An 18601-nucleotide genomic window follows, 5' to 3' on the forward strand; every position below is an offset into this window, starting at 1 on the left:
AACATCTAAAGCCACTTCAGCGCGGTAGCCTATGCAACACCGTTTACTCCTTCTGCTTCTACTAATCCTATTTCCGTTCTTTTCACAGGCGCAGCTACAAGAGAATTTCTCAGATGGCAATTTCACCCAAAGCCCAACCTGGACCGGCGATGAAAGCAGCTTTCTGGTAAACCAGCAAGGGCAGTTGCAAAGCAATGGCCCCCCTGTAACCGGCACCGTACTGCAGTTGGCTACACCCTCCCAGGCTGTAGCAGGCACTACATGGGAGTTCTGGGCACACCTGAAACTGGCGACATCGGCCGGTAACTATGCCGATTTTTTCCTGGTTTCTGATTCTGAAGACCTGCAGAGCAGCAGCACCAGTGGCTACTTTGTGCGTATCGGCGGCACGCCGGATGAGGTAAGCCTTTTTCGCAAAGACGCAGGCAAGGCAGTTGCTATCCTCATTAACGGCGAAGACCACACCATCGGCAGCAGTACAGACAACGTGGTGCGGGTGCGCGTGACGAGAAGCGTGTCCAATGAGTGGGAACTAGCGATAGACCTCTCCGGCTCCGGGCAAAGTTACGTGAGCCAGGGCACTGCCACCGATGCCACCTACAAGCGCTCCAAGTGGTTTGGCCTGCTGCTGCGCTACTCGTCTGCTAACAGCCAGAAGTTCTTCTTCGATGACCTCACCATTACCGATACCCAGCCACCTATGCTGGAGGAACTGAAAACGGTAAATGCGCAGGGGCTAACGCTGTATTTCAACGAGCCACTGCAGCCAGCGGCAGCACAGGAGGAGGCGAATTACACCCTGAACGGAAATATAAAACCCCTTATAGCGGAGTTGTTTGAAGCTGGTACAGTTCGTCTGGTTTTCAGCCAGAACTTCAGCGGTGGTGACAACCTGCTGAAAATAAGTAGCCTCTCAGACCTGTACAGTAACAGGATGTCAGCTTCCACTGAAGTTAGTTTTTCCTTTGTGCCGCCAGCCGTACTACCTGGTTACAACGAGCTGCTCATCACAGAAATCATGGCTGATGAGTCACCTGCCGTGGGGCTGCCTTCTCAGGAATACATCGAACTGTATAACCCCACTGACAAAGTGCTTAGTCTGCAAGGTATCCGTTATTCTGATGCTACGTCTACGGCTACTTTCCCTAATGTGCAGTTGCTTCCGGGAGAGTATGCGGTAGTAGTGCCGAATGCGCAGGTAGCAAATTTCTCAGCTTATGGAAAGGTGATTGGCATCAGTAACTTTCCGGGGCTGAACAACGGCGGTGAACTACTGCAACTGCTCCAGCCCAATGGCCGGCTCATTTATGCAGTTGATTATTCTGATGCCTGGTACAAGAATATCAGCAAAAAGGAAGGTGGCTGGAGCCTCGAAATGGTTGATGTGACCAACCCCTGCGGTGGTATCGAAAACTGGACCGCCGCTGTCGATCCCCTTGGCGGTACGCCTGCACAGGCAAATTCTGTGGCTGCCTCCAACCCTGACAATGCACCTCCTGCCTTGGCAGATGTTACAGCCTTTGCTCCTAACCAGCTATTGCTGCGCTTCAGTGAGCGGCTCGATAGTGCACAGGCAGCTATGGCAGCCAATTACAGTCTCAGCCCTAGTATACCTGTTGCCAGTGTAGAGGTGCAGGGGCCGCTTTTTACAGAGGTTACCCTTGTTTTAGCTGCCCCCCTGCAGGAGAGCCAGCAGTATACAATAACCGCCACCCGCATCAGCGACTGCTCCGGCAACCTCAGTCCCCAGCCCTTGAGTTATTCTTTTGCCCTGCCTTCTGCTCCGGAGCCCGGCGATGTGGTGATTAACGAAGTTATGTTTAACCCCCGGTCAGGCGGAGTAGACTTTGTGGAGTTGGTGAACCGTAGCGGAAAATACCTGAACCTGCAGCACTGGCAGCTCGCCAACATTAATAATGATAGTGTTGCGAACAACCGAAGCATTACAGCTTCCAACTATGTGCTGGCACCGGGGCAGTACGTGGTGCTCACTTCCAACCCCGATAATATAAAAATGAATTATCCTGCTGCCCGACAGGAAACCTTTCTTAGAATGAGCAACCTGCCCAGCTACCCTGACGAAGCCGGTACCGTAGTAGTGCTGCAACCTGATGAGAAGATAGCTGACCGCTTTTCCTATACCGATAACATGCATTTTGAGCTGATAGATGACCTGAACGGCGTGTCGCTGGAGCGGATTCGGCTGAACGGGCCATCAGTAGAAAGCAACTTCCATTCCGCTGCCAGCACTGTAGGTTATGCCACGCCCGGTTACCGCAACTCGCAGTCGCAGGAGGCGGCGGCAGTGCAACAGCTGTTTCGGGTGGAGCCAAAAGTTTTCTCTCCGAACGGCGACGGCTACGAAGATTTCACCACCATCAACTATACCACCAACCAGAATGGCTTTGTAGCCAACATCACCATTTTCGACGCACAAGGTCGTGAAATACGGAAGCTGGCCCGCAACGAGTTGCTGGCTGCGGATGGTTTTTTCCAATGGGATGGTCTGAGAACAGACGGTACCAAAGCAGCCATTGGTTACTACCTGTTCTACATCGAACTCTTCGACCTGAACGGACAGAAGCAAGAGTACAAGGAGAAGGTAGTGGTGGGAGGGAAATTGTAAAAGAGAAGTGCTAGCTACCTAATCTCTTATTGTTGTTTAAGCTGATTTATAAATCCACCATTGGATGTGTAATTCTTATTAGGAAAAGCTTAAGACAAAAAGCGGCTACCATTTTAAGAGTAGCCGCTTTCAAAGCCATAAAGCTATTTAACCTGCTGCTAATTTGTTACAGTAAAGTTGCTGCTGCTGATAAGGGTTTGCCCGTTATGAATCACATTTATTTTAACAGCGCCTGTAACGCCTGACGGTACCACAACACGAATAGTGTTTTCAGTAACGCTCAGTATGGGCGTTGTGACAGTGCCAAACCGAACGGTTGTGTAGTAGGCATTGGGCGTAAAACCAGCGCCTGTTATGGTCACCTCTGACCCCGCCACACCAGAGGTCGGAGAGAAAGAGGTAATTGTCGGTGCAAGAACTGTAAAATTACCTGGTGCTTCCAACATCGTATCACCATGCTGTACCTTAATCTTTACGCTACCTGCGTCAACTCCTGCCGGTACATAAACCCGAATAGCATTGGCTGTGCTGCTGTAGGCGCTTGTCTGGACAGTTCCAAAGTATACAGTGTAATAGGCACCGGAAACGAAAGTACCGCTGATTTCCACTTCTCTACCGATACCACCAGAGGTAGGAGTAAAGCTAGTGACTGCGGGCGCCAGCACCTGGTATTGCTGTGGCGCCTCAACCGTATGCGGCCCGGCTGTGACCTTTACGCTGTAGCTGCCTGCCTGCAAATTTTGCGGAACACTTACCGTCAACTGGCGAGAAGATGAATAAGATACCGCTGCCGGTGTCTCCCCTATCTTAACTGTAACATCGCTGTTGTAGTAATAAGAGTTGTAGGGAAAGCTGCTTCCGAAAATGGAGAAGGAGCTACCAGGTAAGCCTGAAGCCGGAGAGATAGAAGTCACAGTATGCGGCGTTACAGTAAACTGACCAGGTAAAACGGTTGTAACCCCGTCTATTATCACCGAAATAGCAACCCTTTCAGTACTCATGCTGTTCGGCACAACCACCTGGATGCCGGCTGAGCTATAGCTGGAAATAGATGCCGCTGTCTGACCCAGCAATACACTGATGCTACTGCCGTAATAATAATAGGAGCTGGGCAGGTTCTCTCCTGAAATGGTGATAACTGTACCCAACGTGCCAGACTTAGGGGAGAAATCGCTTACTGTCGGGCTTATCCGGAAATCGTTGGTGACGTTGTGGCTTTGGTTTGCCATCCGGAGCACTACCTGCACCTGGTTGTAGCTGTAGTAGTTGCTGGCTGTAATGCCGGCAGGCACCTCCACTACTATTTTAGAAGGAGCCACTTCTACTACCCGAGCGGTAACGCCACCAAAGGTAACTTCTACTTCGCTTGCATTGCTGGCAAAGAAAGTGCCGTTGATGGTAACCCTGTCTCCGGCTTTCCCGCTGTTCGGTACAATGTTTTGCACGCTCGGCGACGGGAGCATCACAGAGGCTACTTGCCCGAATACGGTTCCTTTCTCGTTTCTGAGGTAAGCCCGGGCATAAAGCGTTCGGTCATAGTAGTACCCACTCGGAATATCAGACACCGAGACTTCTTTGGTGTATACGCCTATTTGCGCATCTTTCCCTAAAGAAGCTTTCGTGCCGTTAGTTTCGCTCAGGTCAGGGGTATAACCATAGACAAAGCCATAGTCTAAAACAGCGAATTTTCCTTTGGCAATGATGTTGCCCTTTAGCATAGCAGTAGACGGCGAAAGGGCCGTCATTTCCATCGTATGGATTTCCGGGTGTACTTCTTCTTCCTCTTCGCAACTCTGAAGCAGGAAAAAGGAAAGTATAAGGAGCAGGAGGGGAAACTGCAGGCGATGCCTTTTCATAGATGTGCCGCTGATGCGTGACCTAGAATACATAGCCTATCCTGACTCCATTCATCAGGCTGGGCCCGAATGAGAAAGATGAATTTTTAATGTTTCCGTTTTCAGAAGGAGAGTTGGATGAGCCGGTCTGCTTCACTTCTAACTCCTCCATGCTTTTCTGGCTGAAGCCAAAGTTCATCTCATAGCCAAAGAAGAAATTCTTTGCCATGTAAAAATCGAACCCCGTTACCAAGTTAATACCGTAGGTGGTATAGCCACGCTCATGATAGGTGTAAGAGTAGCCATTCTGATAAGGAGTGAACTCGCGCCACCCGCCCGTGATAGTTGTGGTTACCTGCCCCTCATTGATTTCCTGTTCAGTGGACTTTTTTACTATGGCAAAGTCAGCTCCCAAGTACGGAGACAGCCTTTTGGTACCTGTAAAGTGCTTTTCCACGCCCAGGTTCATGCCAATGGTAGTGCTGCTTCGTTCGTCCTTGAAGCGGTAAGAGTTAGTACCATAAGGATTCGAGTTCTCTGACACGTTACTTACCCTGCTTCCGTTCATTCCAAGCCTCACGGCCAGATTCTGTGCCGCGAAGTACCTGAACTTAAGCTGATTAATGGAGTTGTTCAGGCTTAAGGTGCCATTAAAAGGATTTACGTTCAGCTCTGTAGCGAACTGGTTTGCCTGAGGCTTTAATGTTGGCGCAGCAGCAGTGTCAACCGGGTTAGCCTGGCCATAGGAGGAGAAGGCGGCGAGTGTACAAGCCGACAGCGCCAGTAAGAATGTTTTCATAATAGAGGTTTTAAATTTTTGGAGCCGCGAATATAGAAACTAATTTATAACATTAGATAGTCATTATATATAAATTATAAATTATTACAGTGGTGTATTTGTACCTGCCATAGAAAAAGCAGCATTAGGTGCGCCCTCTATGCTAGCAGAAGTACTGCATTCAGGGGAATAATTTTAAATAAAGCATACCAGCTCAGCTATAAAGCAAGCAGCCTCACCGGTTGTTACCAGTGAGGCTGCTTGCTTTATAAAATCCGCGAAGGTTTAAAACGACTGTATCCAGGGCACCATGTCTTGTAGCATCGGTACAAAGGCGCTGCCGTGGGTGCCATCTTTAATCGGAATAAGTTCTGTTTTTGTGGCTCCCCCGGCTTTAAAGCGGTCGTAGGTGATCTTTGAGTTCTCGAAAGGCACGATGTTGTCTGCCGTGCCATGGTAGAGACGGGTAGGACTCTGCGGTACCCAGTCCAGGAAGCTGTTTGCCTGTAGTGCCTGCTTTAGTGCCCTCTCTTTACCCACATCTTTAAGTCCTTCAAAAAAAGCGGGTGCAAAAAGTTTTTTCGGCTCAGTGGTTAAGCCTCGGTTAATGGCACCACCACTGTTCTGGCCATTAAAAAGCAATGGCATCTTGCTGGCGTAAGGCTCCTGGAAGAACTCCGTCAGCGGGCGGTTCCAGTTGTTGGTGTAGATGTATGACTGCAGCACATATGCCAGGTAAGACGGGTAGGTGTAAGGCTGTCCTGACATAACATTCGCCAACATGGCTGTTAAATCGTAACCACCGGCACCGGCGGCAGAAGCTGTTACTTTCAGACCGTGCGCAGGGTTTGTTTCTATCTCTTTCTGCGCTGCCAGGGTAACATATCCACCTTCTGAATAGCCCGCCAAAAACAGCTTGTCGTTTACCTGTATGTCCTGCTCTTCGGCAAAGGCTTTTGCGGCTTTAATCATATCCACTACAGCTAGCGCCGAGTGCTTCTGATCATAGTAAGGATGGAAAACGTCCTTCGACTCACCGAATCCGATATAGTCTGGGATGAGCGTGACATAGCCGGCGGCGGCAAAAAGCTCAAACCCGGAAAGGCCTGTGAAATGAGTAGGTGCTTCGCTATCTGTGAAAATGGTGCCATGCTGTGCACTTAGGATAGGGGCAGGCGTGGTGATGCCCTGCGGTATACAGATTAAACCAGAGGCCTTGATGTCCTGACCCTGGTAAGAGGTGCTATAGATGACCTTGTATACCGACACGCCATACTTGATATGGGTGCTATAGGTAGCATAGCCCTGTGAGGAGGCAACAGACTGTAGCATACTTTTTGGTACGCTCGTTAGTAGCTCCGACGAAAGGTAGTACTCCTTGTCAGGTTCTGCGACTGCTCCCTCAGGAGATGCCAGCGCTTCCTTGTCGCAGCCTGTATGAGAGAGAAGGGAGCTCAAGAGTATAGTATAGGTAAGAATTTTCTTTATCACGGGTTGTTGCTTTATGCTTATAGGATAATATGAGCAGCAGATAATGTCTAAACATCTTCTGTAGGAATGCGAGTTCAATAATTGTACCATCTGGTAAGGAATATATTAGCGACCTTACCATCCATCAATGTTGCACAAAATAGTGAGGAGAGAAGCTGTAAATAAACTGGCGTCATGTATCTTGCGCCACTTTTATCAATCGTATACCTTTTGTTATTTAATGCCCGGTGGAGGAAGTTATATACCTGTGTCTTTTTGCTTTTATGGCGGGTTTTATTGATTCAGTGGTAGGAGGGGGAGGCCTGATACAGCTGCCTGCGCTCTTCATCTTTTTGCCGGGTGTGCCGGTGCCTACCATCTTCGGTACAGGTAAGCTGGCCTCTATTGCCGGTACCACATCTGCAATGGTCCGTTACGTGCGCAGCGTCAAAATCAATTACCTTGCTATTCTGCCTGCGGCTATTGCGGCTTTTGTGTTCTCGTTTCTAGGTGCCCGTGCCTTAAGCCATCTCGATGCCAGCCTGCTGAAGCCGCTCATCCTGCTGTTGCTGGTGGCGGTGTACACGCTTATCAAAAAAGACTTTGGGGCCCTGCATGCGCCCAAACTGACGCTGGCGAAAGAAAAGCTGTATGGCTTGGTTATGGGGATGGTCATTGGCTTTTACGATGGCTTTTTTGGTCCCGGCACCGGCAGTTTTCTGATATTCATCTTTATCGGCATCTTCGGCTTTAACTTTCTGGCGGCATCAGCAGCAGCCAAAGTCGTGAACGTAGCTACAAACCTGTCGGCGCTGCTTTATTTCGGCTACAAAGGTTATATCCTGTATGAGGTAGCCATCCCAATGGCCGTTAGCAGCGTTATCGGCTCCCAATTGGGTACGCGCACAGCCCTTACGCGCGGTACTGCTTTTGTGCGGGTGCTATTTCTGGTAGTGGTGACCGGCATCATCCTGAAATTTGGCTATGATACCTACGGTGCCGGCGGGGAGGACTTTGCCAGACTGGCTGCTTCCGTGGGGCAATGTTTTAGCAGAAAAGGGTGATGGGATAGTAGAACGGCTGCAACAAAAACAAAGGGAGGCGCAACCCATTGCGCCTCCCTTTGTTTTATCCGCTATTTCTGTCAACTATTGCTTCCCTCTTAATCCACCACAATCTCACCTGCAGACCAATAGAGCATTGTCTTGGCTTTGGCATACTTAGCCCGGAGGGCATAGAGCTTCAACTGCGCTTCCATGAGTTTTACCTCGCGGGCGTTCACGAGGAACAGGGAGCTTTCTCCGTTCTGGAAGCGGATTACTTCCCCGTTGCGGAGCGTTTCGGCATTCTCTACCATGCGCTCCTGCAGCCTTATCTGTTCTTCCAGTGCCTGCCACTCGTTGAAGGCAGCTAAAAGGTTGTTCTCCACTTCGCGCGCAGTTTGTATCAGCTCCAGGCTGTTTGCCTGCTGCTTGGCTTTTGTGAGCTGCAGCTTGCCACGTTCCTCCCGCAGAAACAAAGGCATGCTAAAACTCACGCCTAGCTTATAGTTCGCACCCAAATGCTGGCGCTCCAGCACATCGGAGTCCAGGTAAAAATCGCTTTGCAGCACGTTATACTCTGCGTTTAGTTTGGGCAACAGTTTATTTGCAGCAAAGCGCTGCTCTACTTCCAGTTGCTGCCCTTTTAAGGAGAGTTTACGCAGCTCAGGGTGGTTTGCCTTTGCGATTACCAACAGCTGCTGCACCGAGTCCTGTGGCAATGAAGTAAGTTCGCTGCCGAGTAAGACTGGTATCGTTGTTTCCTGCAGCTCGAGCGGTACCTGGTCTGGTCCCCAGAGATGCGTGGCCACCATCAGCCTGGAGTTAGTGTATGCCAGCTGGGCCTGCTGCAGCATGACCAGACGGTCCTGTACCGCCACGAGGGCCTCTACGGTGTCGATGGCGGCGAGGTCTCCTTCCTGCACGCGTATACGCACTCCCTGAAGCCGGAACGAAGCCAGCTCCAGCGCCTCCTGGTACAGCTGCATTTCCCGGAAGTACAGGAGCCAGTCCCAGTAGTCTTTGGTAGCCTGCAGCAGGAGCTTGTTGATGAGCTTGACCCGCTCTGCCTCTGCTATTCCCTGCATCAGGCTTGCCTGCCTGAGAATAGCGCGCCGTTCGTCAATAAACAGCCCCTGGCCCAGAGGGACCGAGATTCCGGCATAGCTCAGGCCCCTGTCAGGCGTGCTGACCTCCGGGTTCAGGTACTGCCCCTGCGTCTGCTCGTATCCGGCTACCAACTCCGGCCCAAACCAGGTGGGTATGCGCAGGGTGTTACTCCAGAGGTTATAGTACTCCTTGCCGTTATATTCTTTGCGGTATACTTTACTGCTGATAACAGGGTCAAAAGAGCCGCGTGCCATCCGCAGTTCCTGGCGTGCCTGCTCCGTAAGCAGGGCTGCCTGCGAGGCAACCGGGTGGTGCTGCAGGATGAGGCGGTGGAAGTCGCGGAGCGTGAGTGCCTGGGCTGAGTCCTTTGCCTGTGGCTGGGTAGCAGCCGGTACCTGTGCCCGTGCTGCAGGCATCCCGGACACAAGCAGCACAAGCGCCAGCAACAGCATTGTATATCTATTCTTCAGTGTCATGCTTCCGCTTATTCTTCGTAGCTCGCCTGAGCCTGTGCTTTGTTGACTTTCGCCTCTGCTTTCGTGTCACCATTATAGTCTGCAGGGAAGTTGTTCAGCTGGCGCCAGAGCTCGTACCAGATAGGCACGGTGTTCAGCATCGCCCAGCCCTGCACGCCGGAGCCAACACGCAGGGCATCAGGCCAATCCTCCTGCTTCGGGTCCGGCACTACCAGCAGGCGGTACTTTCCGTTGGTGCCCGTGTTGTCTATCACGGCCACTTCGCCACCAAAAGTACCAAAGCTGGCGCCCGGCCAACCAGAGAAAACCAGGGCCGGCCAGCCTTCAAACTGCAGCCGCATATCATCTCCCGGTTTTATCAGCGGAAGATCAAGTGCATCCACGTACAACTCCGCTGCCAGCTGCGGGTCGTGTGGCATGATGGTTGCCAATGCTTCGCCCTCTTTTACCGTCTCGCCGATACCTGCTTTCAGCGTCCTGACCAGATAGCCTGCCTGAGGTGCCAGAATATGGTAGTACTGGCTTCTGACCTGCGTGCTGTTGTACTCACTCTGCAGTTTCGCTACTTCAGCCTGTGTGCCTAAAACATAAGACCGGGTGGCATTAAGCTCCGCCTCTGCCTTCGCAATTTTATCGGCATACTCGGCTTGTAGGGAATTCAGCTCTGTGCGGGCATTCTGCAGCTCCGCACGTGAAGCGTCGTACTTGTTGATCACGGATAAAAGTTTTGCCTGAGACTCCTGTAGCTTCAGGCGGCGCTGCTCCAACTCCGTCAGCGACTTCAGGCCCTGGTTATAAAGGTTCTCCTGCCGGGCAAACTGGTCTTCGGCAATCCGAAGCTCTGTGCGTTGCGCTACCACATCCATGCTATCGCTCTGCAGTTTCAGGCGTGTCTGCTCCACTTTGTTACGGGCTTTCTGAAGGCTGAACACCAGGCCCTCCCGAAGCGCCTGTATCTGCTCCTGCATAGCCTGGGCTTTCTCCCTTGTTGCCACGGCAGAACCCTGCTTTGCCTCTAGTTGCTCATTGATGTTCACGAGCAGGTTCGGGTCCATGTATTTTTCTTTTATCTCGGATAAGCTGGCAATGGTATCGCCTTTGTTTACAAAAGTGCCTTCCATAATGTACCACTGCTCTATTCGCCCGGCTATAACAGCCTCTACCGTCTGGGGCCTGTCCTGTGGCGTAAGTGCTGTTAAAACACCCTGCGAATCTATGTTCTGGGTCCAGGGTAAAAAGAGGCACAGCAGTACCACCAGGAAAATGCCGCCAATCCAGTAGGTTAAGACGCGGCCCTGTCGGGGCGTCTGCACCTGCTTCATCGCCTCCAGGTGCATATAATCTGTCTGGCTGTTGTCTTCTACTATCTTTGCCATTGCTTTTTAAGCTGTTACTTCTGTGAGTTCTTTCAATAGTTCGTGCTGGCGAATCTGTTCATAGCTGCCAGAGGCCACCAATCTCCCGTTCTGTAGGAGTAATGTGCAGTCGCAGAGTTCCATCACATCCAGGTCATTCGATACGATGATCATCGTCCAGTCAAACTGCTCGCTGGTGAGGGTGCGCATGAGGTGCATCTTTTCTCTTTTGCTCATGCCTACCCAGAAGTCGTCAATGATAAGCAACTTGGGGCGCCTTACCAGGGTGCGGGCCATCACTATTTTGCGGGCAATACTACCCGGCAGACGCTGGCTTCCGCCAACCAGGTAAGACTGCAGCCCTTCCGGCAACGCATGCACAAACTCACTGAGCCCTGCCAGGTCTATCGCCCACAGCACGTCCTGCAGCGGCAGGTTTCCACCCATTGTGATATTATCCAGCAATGTTCCGTCAAAAACCTGCTCTTTCGACATATTGTCGCCTATCAGGCTGCGCAGGTTGCCGATGTGCAGGTCACGGAGCGAGACGCCGCTGTAGATGATGCCGCCTTCATAGGACGGGTACAGGCCGAGCAACAGGCTGACAAGTGTGCTCTTGCCGGAGTTATTGTAGCCTGCCAGGCAAATGCGTTGCGAAGGCTTTACGTTGAAGCTGATGTCTTCAAGCGTGATTTTCTTGGCGTCAGGGTAGCGGTAACGGAGGTGCTGTACCTGTATACTCAGCCCACCATTTAGCGGAAGATCCTCCAGTTTGATGCCCTTCACCTCTTCTATAGGCAAATCTGTTACGTGCCCTATTTTGTCCAGGCTTGTCAGCACATCATACACCGTGTCCAGCTTTATGATAATCTTTTCCACTGCCGTCATAATCAAGATGATGATGATCTCGGAGGCTACGAACTGGCCGATGTTGATTTCCCGCTGCACCACCAGAATACAGCCCAGCACCAGCAGACCGCCTGTAATAAAGGTCTTGAAGCCCACAAAACTGAGGTACTGTGTCATGAGGACGTTGAAATGCTCCTTCCGCACTTTCAGGTAGCTGTTTACATAGCCGTCGGTGCGTTCCATTGGCAGGTTGGTATGGCCTACCAGCTTAAAAGTGCTCAGGGAACGAGCCATCTCCTCCAGCCATGCCACCAGCTTATACTTGTACTTGGATTCCCTTATGCTTGTCTCCACACCTTTGTCGCCGGTTCTCCAGATAATAAAGATGAGTACCACCACCAGTATTACCCCTAAAAAGATAAAGTAAGGGTGGTAAAGCGATAGCAGGATCAGGCCAAAAACGATCTGGATAACAGCAGTGGAAAAGTCCAGCAGTATTTTGGCCAGCCCCTTCTGAAGCGATACCACATCGAAGAAGCGGTTCATCAGTTCCGGCGGGTAGTATTTTTGCAGGGCCTCTGCCTGAAGGCGTGGTATACGGTAGGCAAAGTCGAAGGCGTGCCTCACAAAGATGCGCTGCTGCAGGTATTCTACCAGCCACAGCTGCATTACCTGCAAACCGCCTACGATGAGCAAAGCCAGCACGATCAGGCTAATCAGTACCACTACTGAAACTGATATCTGCCCACTGGACACAAAGCCGATAATACTCTGTATGCCCAATGGCAGCGCCAGACTGATAAGTCCTGCCGCTACAGCATACACGTAGAGGTAAATAATTTCACGTTTCTCTATAGAAAGCAGGTTCAGGAAACGCTGCATGGGCGTTGCATGCTTTTGAGTGCTTGGCTTAGCCATGATTTTATTGCTTGTTTTGTTTTATACTGTCAATGGCTGAGAACAGCAGGTGCTCCAGAAAATTTTTTGTTTCCTCTTCCGGGTGCTGCGCTTTTTTTACCTCCGTGAGCGACGGGAGGTGCCTGGCAAAGTACATTTGCTGGTGTGCCGCATCCATTATGGTGCTGATGAGGGCATGCGGGTAAGGGTAAGCCGGGTTTACTTCGAGTACCATCTGCGCCAGACGGCGGCAAAGGCGCTTTATCTCCAGAAAATAGCCTTCCTTGTTTTCGGCATCCACCTCCTTTGTATGGTATACTTTAGACGACTCCGCCACTACAATGCGGTACAGGATGCGCTCGTCTATGTAAGCTACACTCGGGTCATCGTCCTGCCCGGCCTTTGTCAGGACATCCAGCGCCCTGCTCAGGCGCTGGCGCGGGTCTGGAATGTTGTGCGTCTGGAACGTAACGGTATAGTCTACCCATGCCCAGTACCACGACACGAGGTACACCAGCAGCTTGTGCTTGTTCTCGAAGTAGCGGTAAACAGAAGCTTCTGTAGAACCTATCTCTGCTCCCAGTTTCTTGAAGGTAAACTGCTCAAAGCCTAGTGCATCAATCATCCTAATGCTTTCTGTGATGATTCTTCTGCCCAGTTCAGTACTCTCCGGCTCGCGCAGGTAGGAATTATGATCCAGGGTGATGTGTATGTTCGTGGCCATTTTATCCTCTTATGTCTTTTATATTCTACTGAGTCTGCTAATTTATTTACGTTGCATCCGGTTCTGTGCAGGAGCCGGTGCAACCGTCTTTTTAGTTCTTTAACCATTAAGGCGGCGCAAAGTTACAAAAACTTTCATGTTTAATAGTAATACTATCAAAATTGTTTTCAGAACTATTACATATCTTTTGAATTTTCTTCTGAAGCACGAATAGTGGTAAGCTTCTTTTTATAAAATGACGTAAATAATAGAACGTTAACTGACTGTATTTTAACGTTTTGTAGTTTGTTTTTAATCTTAATGCCATGACGACTATCGATGAAATTGCCCCGGACCTTTATCGAATCAGCCTGTATATTCCCGCATTCGATATGCAGTTCAACCACTTCCTGATAAAAGACGAGGAGCCGATGCTTTACCACACCGGCATGCGTAGTATGTTTCCGATGCTCAAAGAAGCTGTTGCAAAGGTTATTTCTCCTGAAAAGCTCAGGTGGATAGGCTTCAGCCACTTTGAGGTAGACGAGTGCGGCTCTCTGAACGATTGGCTGGCTATAGCACCGCATGCCCAGGCAGTGTGCAGCGAAGTAGGAGCCGTAGTGAACATGGGCGATTTTGCCATACGGCCGGCAAGAGGCTTATCGAGAACAGAGGTGCTGCAGACAGGCAAGTACAGCTACCGCTTTGTACCGACCCCACACCTGCCACACGGCTGGGATGCAGGTGTCCTGTTCGAGGAAAAAAACAAGACCTTGCTCTGCTCCGATCTTTTCCATCACAACGGCAACTGCGCCGCAATCACATCTGCTGATATCATAGAAAAAGTACAGACGGCGCTCCAAAACATGCAGCAGTCGCCTTTAGCCGACTACATGCCCTACACACATAAAACGGCGCGTATGCTCAAAGATCTGGCAAACCTGAAGCCCACAACCCTGGCCACCATGCACGGCTCCGCCTACTCCGGCGACTGTGTGCAGGCACTACATGATCTGAACCTAGTGATGAAGGAAGAGCTTGGGGAAAATGCGCTGGTGATAAAAGAGTAAGCCTCTATTAAGAACAGATAAAGGCGTTTGGTGGGCTGCCGGCTTGTGCAGGTAAGGGTGTTGATAAAGTGGAACGGAATACCCAGGCAGAAGATGCCAAAAAGAAGCGTTACCTTTGCACTCCGCTTTTGCCGTATGAAAGGGCAGTAGCCATTAAATCACATACCCATGAAGTTCGAAGACTACCGCATCTCTGATGAAATAAAGAAAAGCTTAAGCAAGCTCAATTTCACGAAGCCCACCGACATCCAGTACAAGGCCATTCCGCCTATTATGAAGGGTGAGGACGTGCTGGCCATTGCCCAGACAGGTACGGGAAAAACGGCGGCCTTTGCTATTCCGGTGCTGGACAGGCTACAGTTTAGCAAGAACAGGAAGCGCGGCGACGGTATCAAGTGCATTGTGATGGTGCCTACACGGGAACTGGCTATCCAGATTACAGGGGTGTTTAATGAGATTGGCAGAGGCACCCGCGTGAATACCTTCTGTGTGTTCGGTGGGGTAGAGCAGGGGCCGCAGATTGCGAAGCTGGAGGCAGGCATTGATGTGCTGGTAGCTACGCCGGGCCGCTTGTTTGACCTCGTGAGCCAGGGATACATACAGATGCACCGCGTGGAGGTGCTGATTCTTGATGAGGCCGACCACATGCTGGACCTCGGCTTTATACACGACATACGGCAGCTGATTACAAAATTGCCGCGCCAGCGCCAGACACTGTTCTTCTCGGCCACTATCAACGAAAAAATTAAGGAACTGGCTTACTCGCTGGTGAACAAGCCGGTGCGCATACAGATATCACCGAAAGACCCTGTAGCGAAGAACGTAGACCACTCCGTGATGTACGTGGACATGGATGACAAGCGCTTTTTCCTGGAGCGTGTGGTAAAGGAAAACCCTGATAAGAAAATACTGGTGTTTGTGCGCACCAAGGTGCGGGCAGAGCGTGTGATGAAAGCTATGGAGCGCGTGGAAATTGATTCTATGACCATTCACGGCGACAAAGAGCAAAAAGACCGCCTTGATGCCATGAAGAAGTTCAGGAAGGGCGATACCAAGTTGCTGATTGCCACCGATGTGAGCGCACGCGGCATCGATATCCCGAACGTTGACTATGTCGTGAACTATGACCTGCCGGAGCAGCCGGAGAATTACGTGCACCGCGTAGGCCGCACAGGCCGCGGCACAGCCAAGGGTATTGCGGTAAGCTTTTGTGCCCCTGAAGAAAAGCCAATCCTGGATGAGATTCAGACTTACCTTACTAAAGACATTAAAGTGCTGGAAGTGGACAAAGAGGACTATGAAGCCACCATCGATTTCAGCGCCGAAGCCAAGTACGACTGGAAAGCGCTGCTAAAGGAGGCAGAGGAGTCTGATGAGAAAGTAAAAGCCGCCAAAGCCAAAAAGGCAAAAGCAAAAGCAAAAAAGAAGAAGTAGTGGCGCTGTAACATAAACAGGAAGACCTGCACGGATACTACTCGTGCAGGTCTTCCTGTTTAAGGGTTGGTGGAAAAGTGCGCCTGCTTCCTCTGCCTTCAAAATCCTCCATACACCTGTCTTATAGTTCACAATGTGCCTGGTTCGTTCTGAACCTGTTGTCGTTCCTTATTGATTTTGGTTAACTCTCTTTTGCTGCTGCACTATTTATAAATAATAACGTATAAAATATTGTAAATCAACCAAATAAATTTTGCAAGTAAGTTTCTGTACGTTTTAAAGAAAGGAGAGTGTGTGATGAGAAGACCCAGAAGAAATACCGGTCCGGGATGGATATCAGATACCTGGAACTATAGCCAAAGATCCGTGGATGATAGCTTTGGCTTCACCAGGGGTTTCACTGATGCTGTTAATCAGGAGATGCTGGATGAAGAGAGGCTGGAAAAGAAGCATCAAAAGGAAGAAGAGCAAAAAAGGGAGGAACAAATATATCCAAGTTGTAGCCTCTCCGACAGACCTAAGCCTTTGTAAGCTTTGACTCCTGCAAAAGCCACAAACCATCAACAGTTTACCCAAAGAGTTAAAAGACAGAAGATAGCGTTTCTTCTGTAAACAGCGGCCACTTCATACCAGTTGAAGTGGCCGCTATTGTTAAGCCAGCAGACCCGTTGCATCAACCACACAAACCAACCTTTTTAGCTTCCTGCTCTCCAACACTTTCTCTCTTCTATTATAGCGCCTGCCTGCACACAGCATCATGCAAGTTCATGTATAGTCGGGGCGTTGCCTGCAAAACCGGTTAGCAACTATATTAGCAACTATATAAGAAAAGAAAACAGAAGCAGCATGAGCGCTTCAGGAAAACACCATAGCGTAGAGTATTCTTTGCCTGCATTTTTGCGTAAGCCCTACCTGCATCCTATTGTTCCGGATGAAGGTTTTCTCTTTAATACTGATACTGCTATGTTAGAATCTTCTGGTTTACACCAAAATACATCTGTGAAATTGGTACTCGACGCCAAAGCCAAACTGGGAGAGGGTGCCATCTGGCACCCGACAGAAAAAAAGCTGTACTGGGTGGATATAGAAGCGGCGGAACTGCATTTCTATGACCCAGCCACAAAAAAGGACACTAGGTATCCGGTGGTCGGAAAGGTGGGTACGGTAGTGCCGGTTAAAGGGGGCGGTGTTTTACTGGCTGTCCAAAACAGCATCTATAAAATGAACACGGGTACCGGCAAACTCACTCTGGTGATGCAGCCTGTAAATGATGCGCTTGTGCGCTTTAACGATGGCAAAGCAGACCCCGTCGGTAGGTTCTGGGTAGGCACCATGGCCTACGATACCAAGGCAGGAGCAGCTGCCTTGTATTGCATGGACAAAGACAAAAGCTTTCATCAGGTTATAAACAATATCACCATTTCAAATGGCATTGCATGGTCATCAGACAAAAAGACCATGTATTATGTAGACACACCAACCCTGGCGGTGCAGGCTTTCGACTATGAAGAGAGAACCGGACGTATCAGCAACGGCAGGATTGCGTTTCGCATGCCTGCGTCTATGGAAGGCTCACCGGATGGTATGACCATCGACGCTGAAGACAAATTATGGATAGCGCTGTGGGGAGGCAGCGCTATTTTACGTGCTGACCCCGCTACTGGTGAAGTGCTAGCGCGCGTGGAAGTACCTGCCCTGAACGTTACCTCTCTTGCCTTTGGCGGCAGTAATCTGAAGACCCTCTATATAACGACTGCCCGGGAGTGGCTGACGCCGGAGCAGCTAGAGCAACACCCTAACAGCGGCGGTATATTTTGTTTCAAGCCTTGCGTTCAGGGTGTGCCGGTAAATTTTTATACAGGAGACCTTTAGTAGTTTTAGCTCACGGAAACTCTGCCGCCACTCTGCCTGGAGTCTTGCCCGTTCTTATGGAACCTAGCTTTGTTGCGTCATTATATATTTTAAAAGCCATACTTTCCGGCCTTTACTTGATGGTTCTTTCTCCGTGTATAGCTATTGCTTTTCAGATGACTAGTGAAGAGAATAAAGTAGTTTTATAAATTTTCTAATATTGCAAGCTGCTTATTAGGATACTATATATATAGACCTTTATATTGGCATCATGGAAAGAATATCAGCAGGAAAGGTGTTGTTAGGATTGTTTTTTAGTTTATGCTTTGGGTTTAAAGCGCAGGCTCAATCTCCTCAACAGAAAGACAAAGAATTAAACAATTTTAATGTAAGGTCGTTTGGGCAGGCGGGCGTGTCAGGAAATAGCAACTCAGACAAAAAGACAAAGTCCAATCTTTTCAAGTCTCATCGCGTCTATACTTTTAAGGTTTTGTATAAGGACGGTGCCGAGAAGGAAGTTACAGGGCATATCAAGTATGTTAAAGATGATTCCACATACATCCTGGCTTACAGAGGCGGATCGGTTAAAGCATCGGACACCCAATACATTTATAGGGTTGACATAGCATCAGGAGACACTGTTGCCGGTACTTCTTATCAAAACCAGTGGCTTTTCTCGGTAATAAAAGGCAAAATTAACGGCTACAGCAATTACGCTGAAAACAGTGCCAGCTATATCACCCATATCAGCCGAAACGGTAGCGGGCAGTTGCAGTCTCTGGACTTTGGAAAGAAGCATGAACATGACCAGGCTGTAGCTGCGTTAACTGCTATGGTGACGGGTAACGAAACAGCAGAGCAACTTATAAGGGAGCATAAGCACAAGGCAAAGAGAAAAGAGCTTATTAAAAACATTGCTTTAGGCGGCCTGGGCTTTACCATAGTGGGTATTGCTGCACCTCCGCTTGCCACTGCATTCATTGTAGGGGTGCCTGTTGGGGTAGGTGCCGGCGTGGCTACAGCATCAGTTCGTACAGTAGATTTACTTGAAGTGATTGATGCTTATAACAATACAGAAGCCATTGCCTTCTTCTAAAAATAAGCTTA

At 49.9% G+C, this 18601-nt stretch carries 14 protein-coding genes; 7 read left to right on the plus strand and 7 right to left on the minus strand.

The window, feature by feature from the left end:
- Positions 1 to 31 precede the first annotated feature (31 nt).
- Positions 32 to 2626 carry a lamin tail domain-containing protein gene (locus ACFS7Z_RS12230; RefSeq protein ID WP_377484884.1) on the plus strand — a complete coding sequence of 865 codons (2595 nt, stop codon included), beginning with the start codon at positions 32 to 34 and terminating at the stop codon, positions 2624 to 2626.
- Between the two features lie 158 nt (positions 2627 to 2784).
- On the opposite strand, the gene ACFS7Z_RS12235 is transcribed toward ACFS7Z_RS12230, so the two are convergent.
- From ACFS7Z_RS12235 to ACFS7Z_RS12245, 3 genes are all read right to left on the minus strand, one after another.
- Positions 2785 to 4482 carry an IPT/TIG domain-containing protein gene (locus ACFS7Z_RS12235; RefSeq protein ID WP_377484886.1) on the minus strand — a complete coding sequence of 566 codons (1698 nt, stop codon included), beginning with the start codon at positions 4480 to 4482 and terminating at the stop codon, positions 2785 to 2787.
- A gap of 22 nt (positions 4483 to 4504) precedes the next feature.
- Entirely contained in the window at positions 4505 to 5260 is a 756-nt protein-coding gene (locus tag ACFS7Z_RS12240; protein ID WP_377484888.1) for a hypothetical protein, read from the minus strand.
- Positions 5261 to 5524: 264 nt separating this feature from the next.
- Positions 5525 to 6730 (minus strand): alpha/beta fold hydrolase, encoded by a 1206-nt coding sequence (locus ACFS7Z_RS12245; RefSeq protein WP_377484890.1) that lies wholly within the window; start codon positions 6728 to 6730, stop codon positions 5525 to 5527.
- A 227-nt stretch (positions 6731 to 6957) separates the two neighbouring features.
- Here ACFS7Z_RS12245 and ACFS7Z_RS12250 point away from each other — a divergent pair, with 227 nt between their 5' ends.
- Entirely contained in the window at positions 6958 to 7773 is an 816-nt protein-coding gene (locus tag ACFS7Z_RS12250; protein WP_377484892.1) for a sulfite exporter TauE/SafE family protein, read from the plus strand.
- A gap of 98 nt (positions 7774 to 7871) precedes the next feature.
- Here ACFS7Z_RS12250 and ACFS7Z_RS12255 read toward each other — a convergent pair whose 3' ends face one another.
- The 4 genes from ACFS7Z_RS12255 to ACFS7Z_RS12270 are packed head-to-tail and all read right to left on the minus strand — an operon-like array spanning position 7872 to position 13160.
- Entirely contained in the window at positions 7872 to 9335 is a 1464-nt protein-coding gene (locus ACFS7Z_RS12255; protein WP_377484894.1) for a TolC family protein, read from the minus strand.
- Positions 9336 to 9343: 8 nt separating this feature from the next.
- Positions 9344 to 10711, minus strand: coding sequence for an HlyD family secretion protein (locus tag ACFS7Z_RS12260; protein ID WP_377484896.1), 1368 nt, complete (start codon positions 10709 to 10711; stop codon positions 9344 to 9346).
- 6 nt (positions 10712 to 10717) lie between these two features.
- Positions 10718 to 12457 carry a peptidase domain-containing ABC transporter gene (locus ACFS7Z_RS12265; protein ID WP_377484898.1) on the minus strand — a complete coding sequence of 580 codons (1740 nt, stop codon included), beginning with the start codon at positions 12455 to 12457 and terminating at the stop codon, positions 10718 to 10720.
- A gap of 4 nt (positions 12458 to 12461) precedes the next feature.
- Entirely contained in the window at positions 12462 to 13160 is a 699-nt protein-coding gene (locus ACFS7Z_RS12270; RefSeq protein WP_377484900.1) for a TetR/AcrR family transcriptional regulator, read from the minus strand.
- A gap of 305 nt (positions 13161 to 13465) precedes the next feature.
- Between ACFS7Z_RS12270 and ACFS7Z_RS12275 the strand changes: the two genes are divergently transcribed.
- The 5 genes from ACFS7Z_RS12275 (at position 13466) to ACFS7Z_RS12295 (ending at position 18590) form a co-directional block, all read left to right on the plus strand.
- Positions 13466 to 14209: a hypothetical protein gene (locus tag ACFS7Z_RS12275; protein ID WP_377484902.1), complete on the plus strand. Its 744-nt coding sequence runs from the start codon at positions 13466 to 13468 to the stop codon at positions 14207 to 14209.
- Between the two features lie 168 nt (positions 14210 to 14377).
- The gene (locus ACFS7Z_RS12280; protein WP_377484904.1) at positions 14378 to 15643 is read left to right on the plus strand and encodes a DEAD/DEAH box helicase; all 1266 of its coding nucleotides are present in this window, start codon (positions 14378 to 14380) and stop codon (positions 15641 to 15643) included.
- A gap of 297 nt (positions 15644 to 15940) precedes the next feature.
- Positions 15941 to 16174 (plus strand): hypothetical protein, encoded by a 234-nt coding sequence (locus ACFS7Z_RS12285; protein WP_377484906.1) that lies wholly within the window; start codon positions 15941 to 15943, stop codon positions 16172 to 16174.
- Between the two features lie 468 nt (positions 16175 to 16642).
- On the plus strand, positions 16643 to 17515 hold the full coding sequence (locus ACFS7Z_RS12290) for an SMP-30/gluconolactonase/LRE family protein (RefSeq protein WP_377484908.1): 873 nt from the start codon (positions 16643 to 16645) through the stop codon (positions 17513 to 17515).
- 250 nt (positions 17516 to 17765) lie between these two features.
- Positions 17766 to 18590: a hypothetical protein gene (locus tag ACFS7Z_RS12295; RefSeq protein WP_377484910.1), complete on the plus strand. Its 825-nt coding sequence runs from the start codon at positions 17766 to 17768 to the stop codon at positions 18588 to 18590.
- Positions 18591 to 18601: the final 11 nt, after the last annotated feature.

The organism is Pontibacter toksunensis (assembly GCF_042686245.1).
GTDB classification, from domain to species: Bacteria; Bacteroidota; Bacteroidia; order Cytophagales; family Hymenobacteraceae; genus Pontibacter; species Pontibacter toksunensis.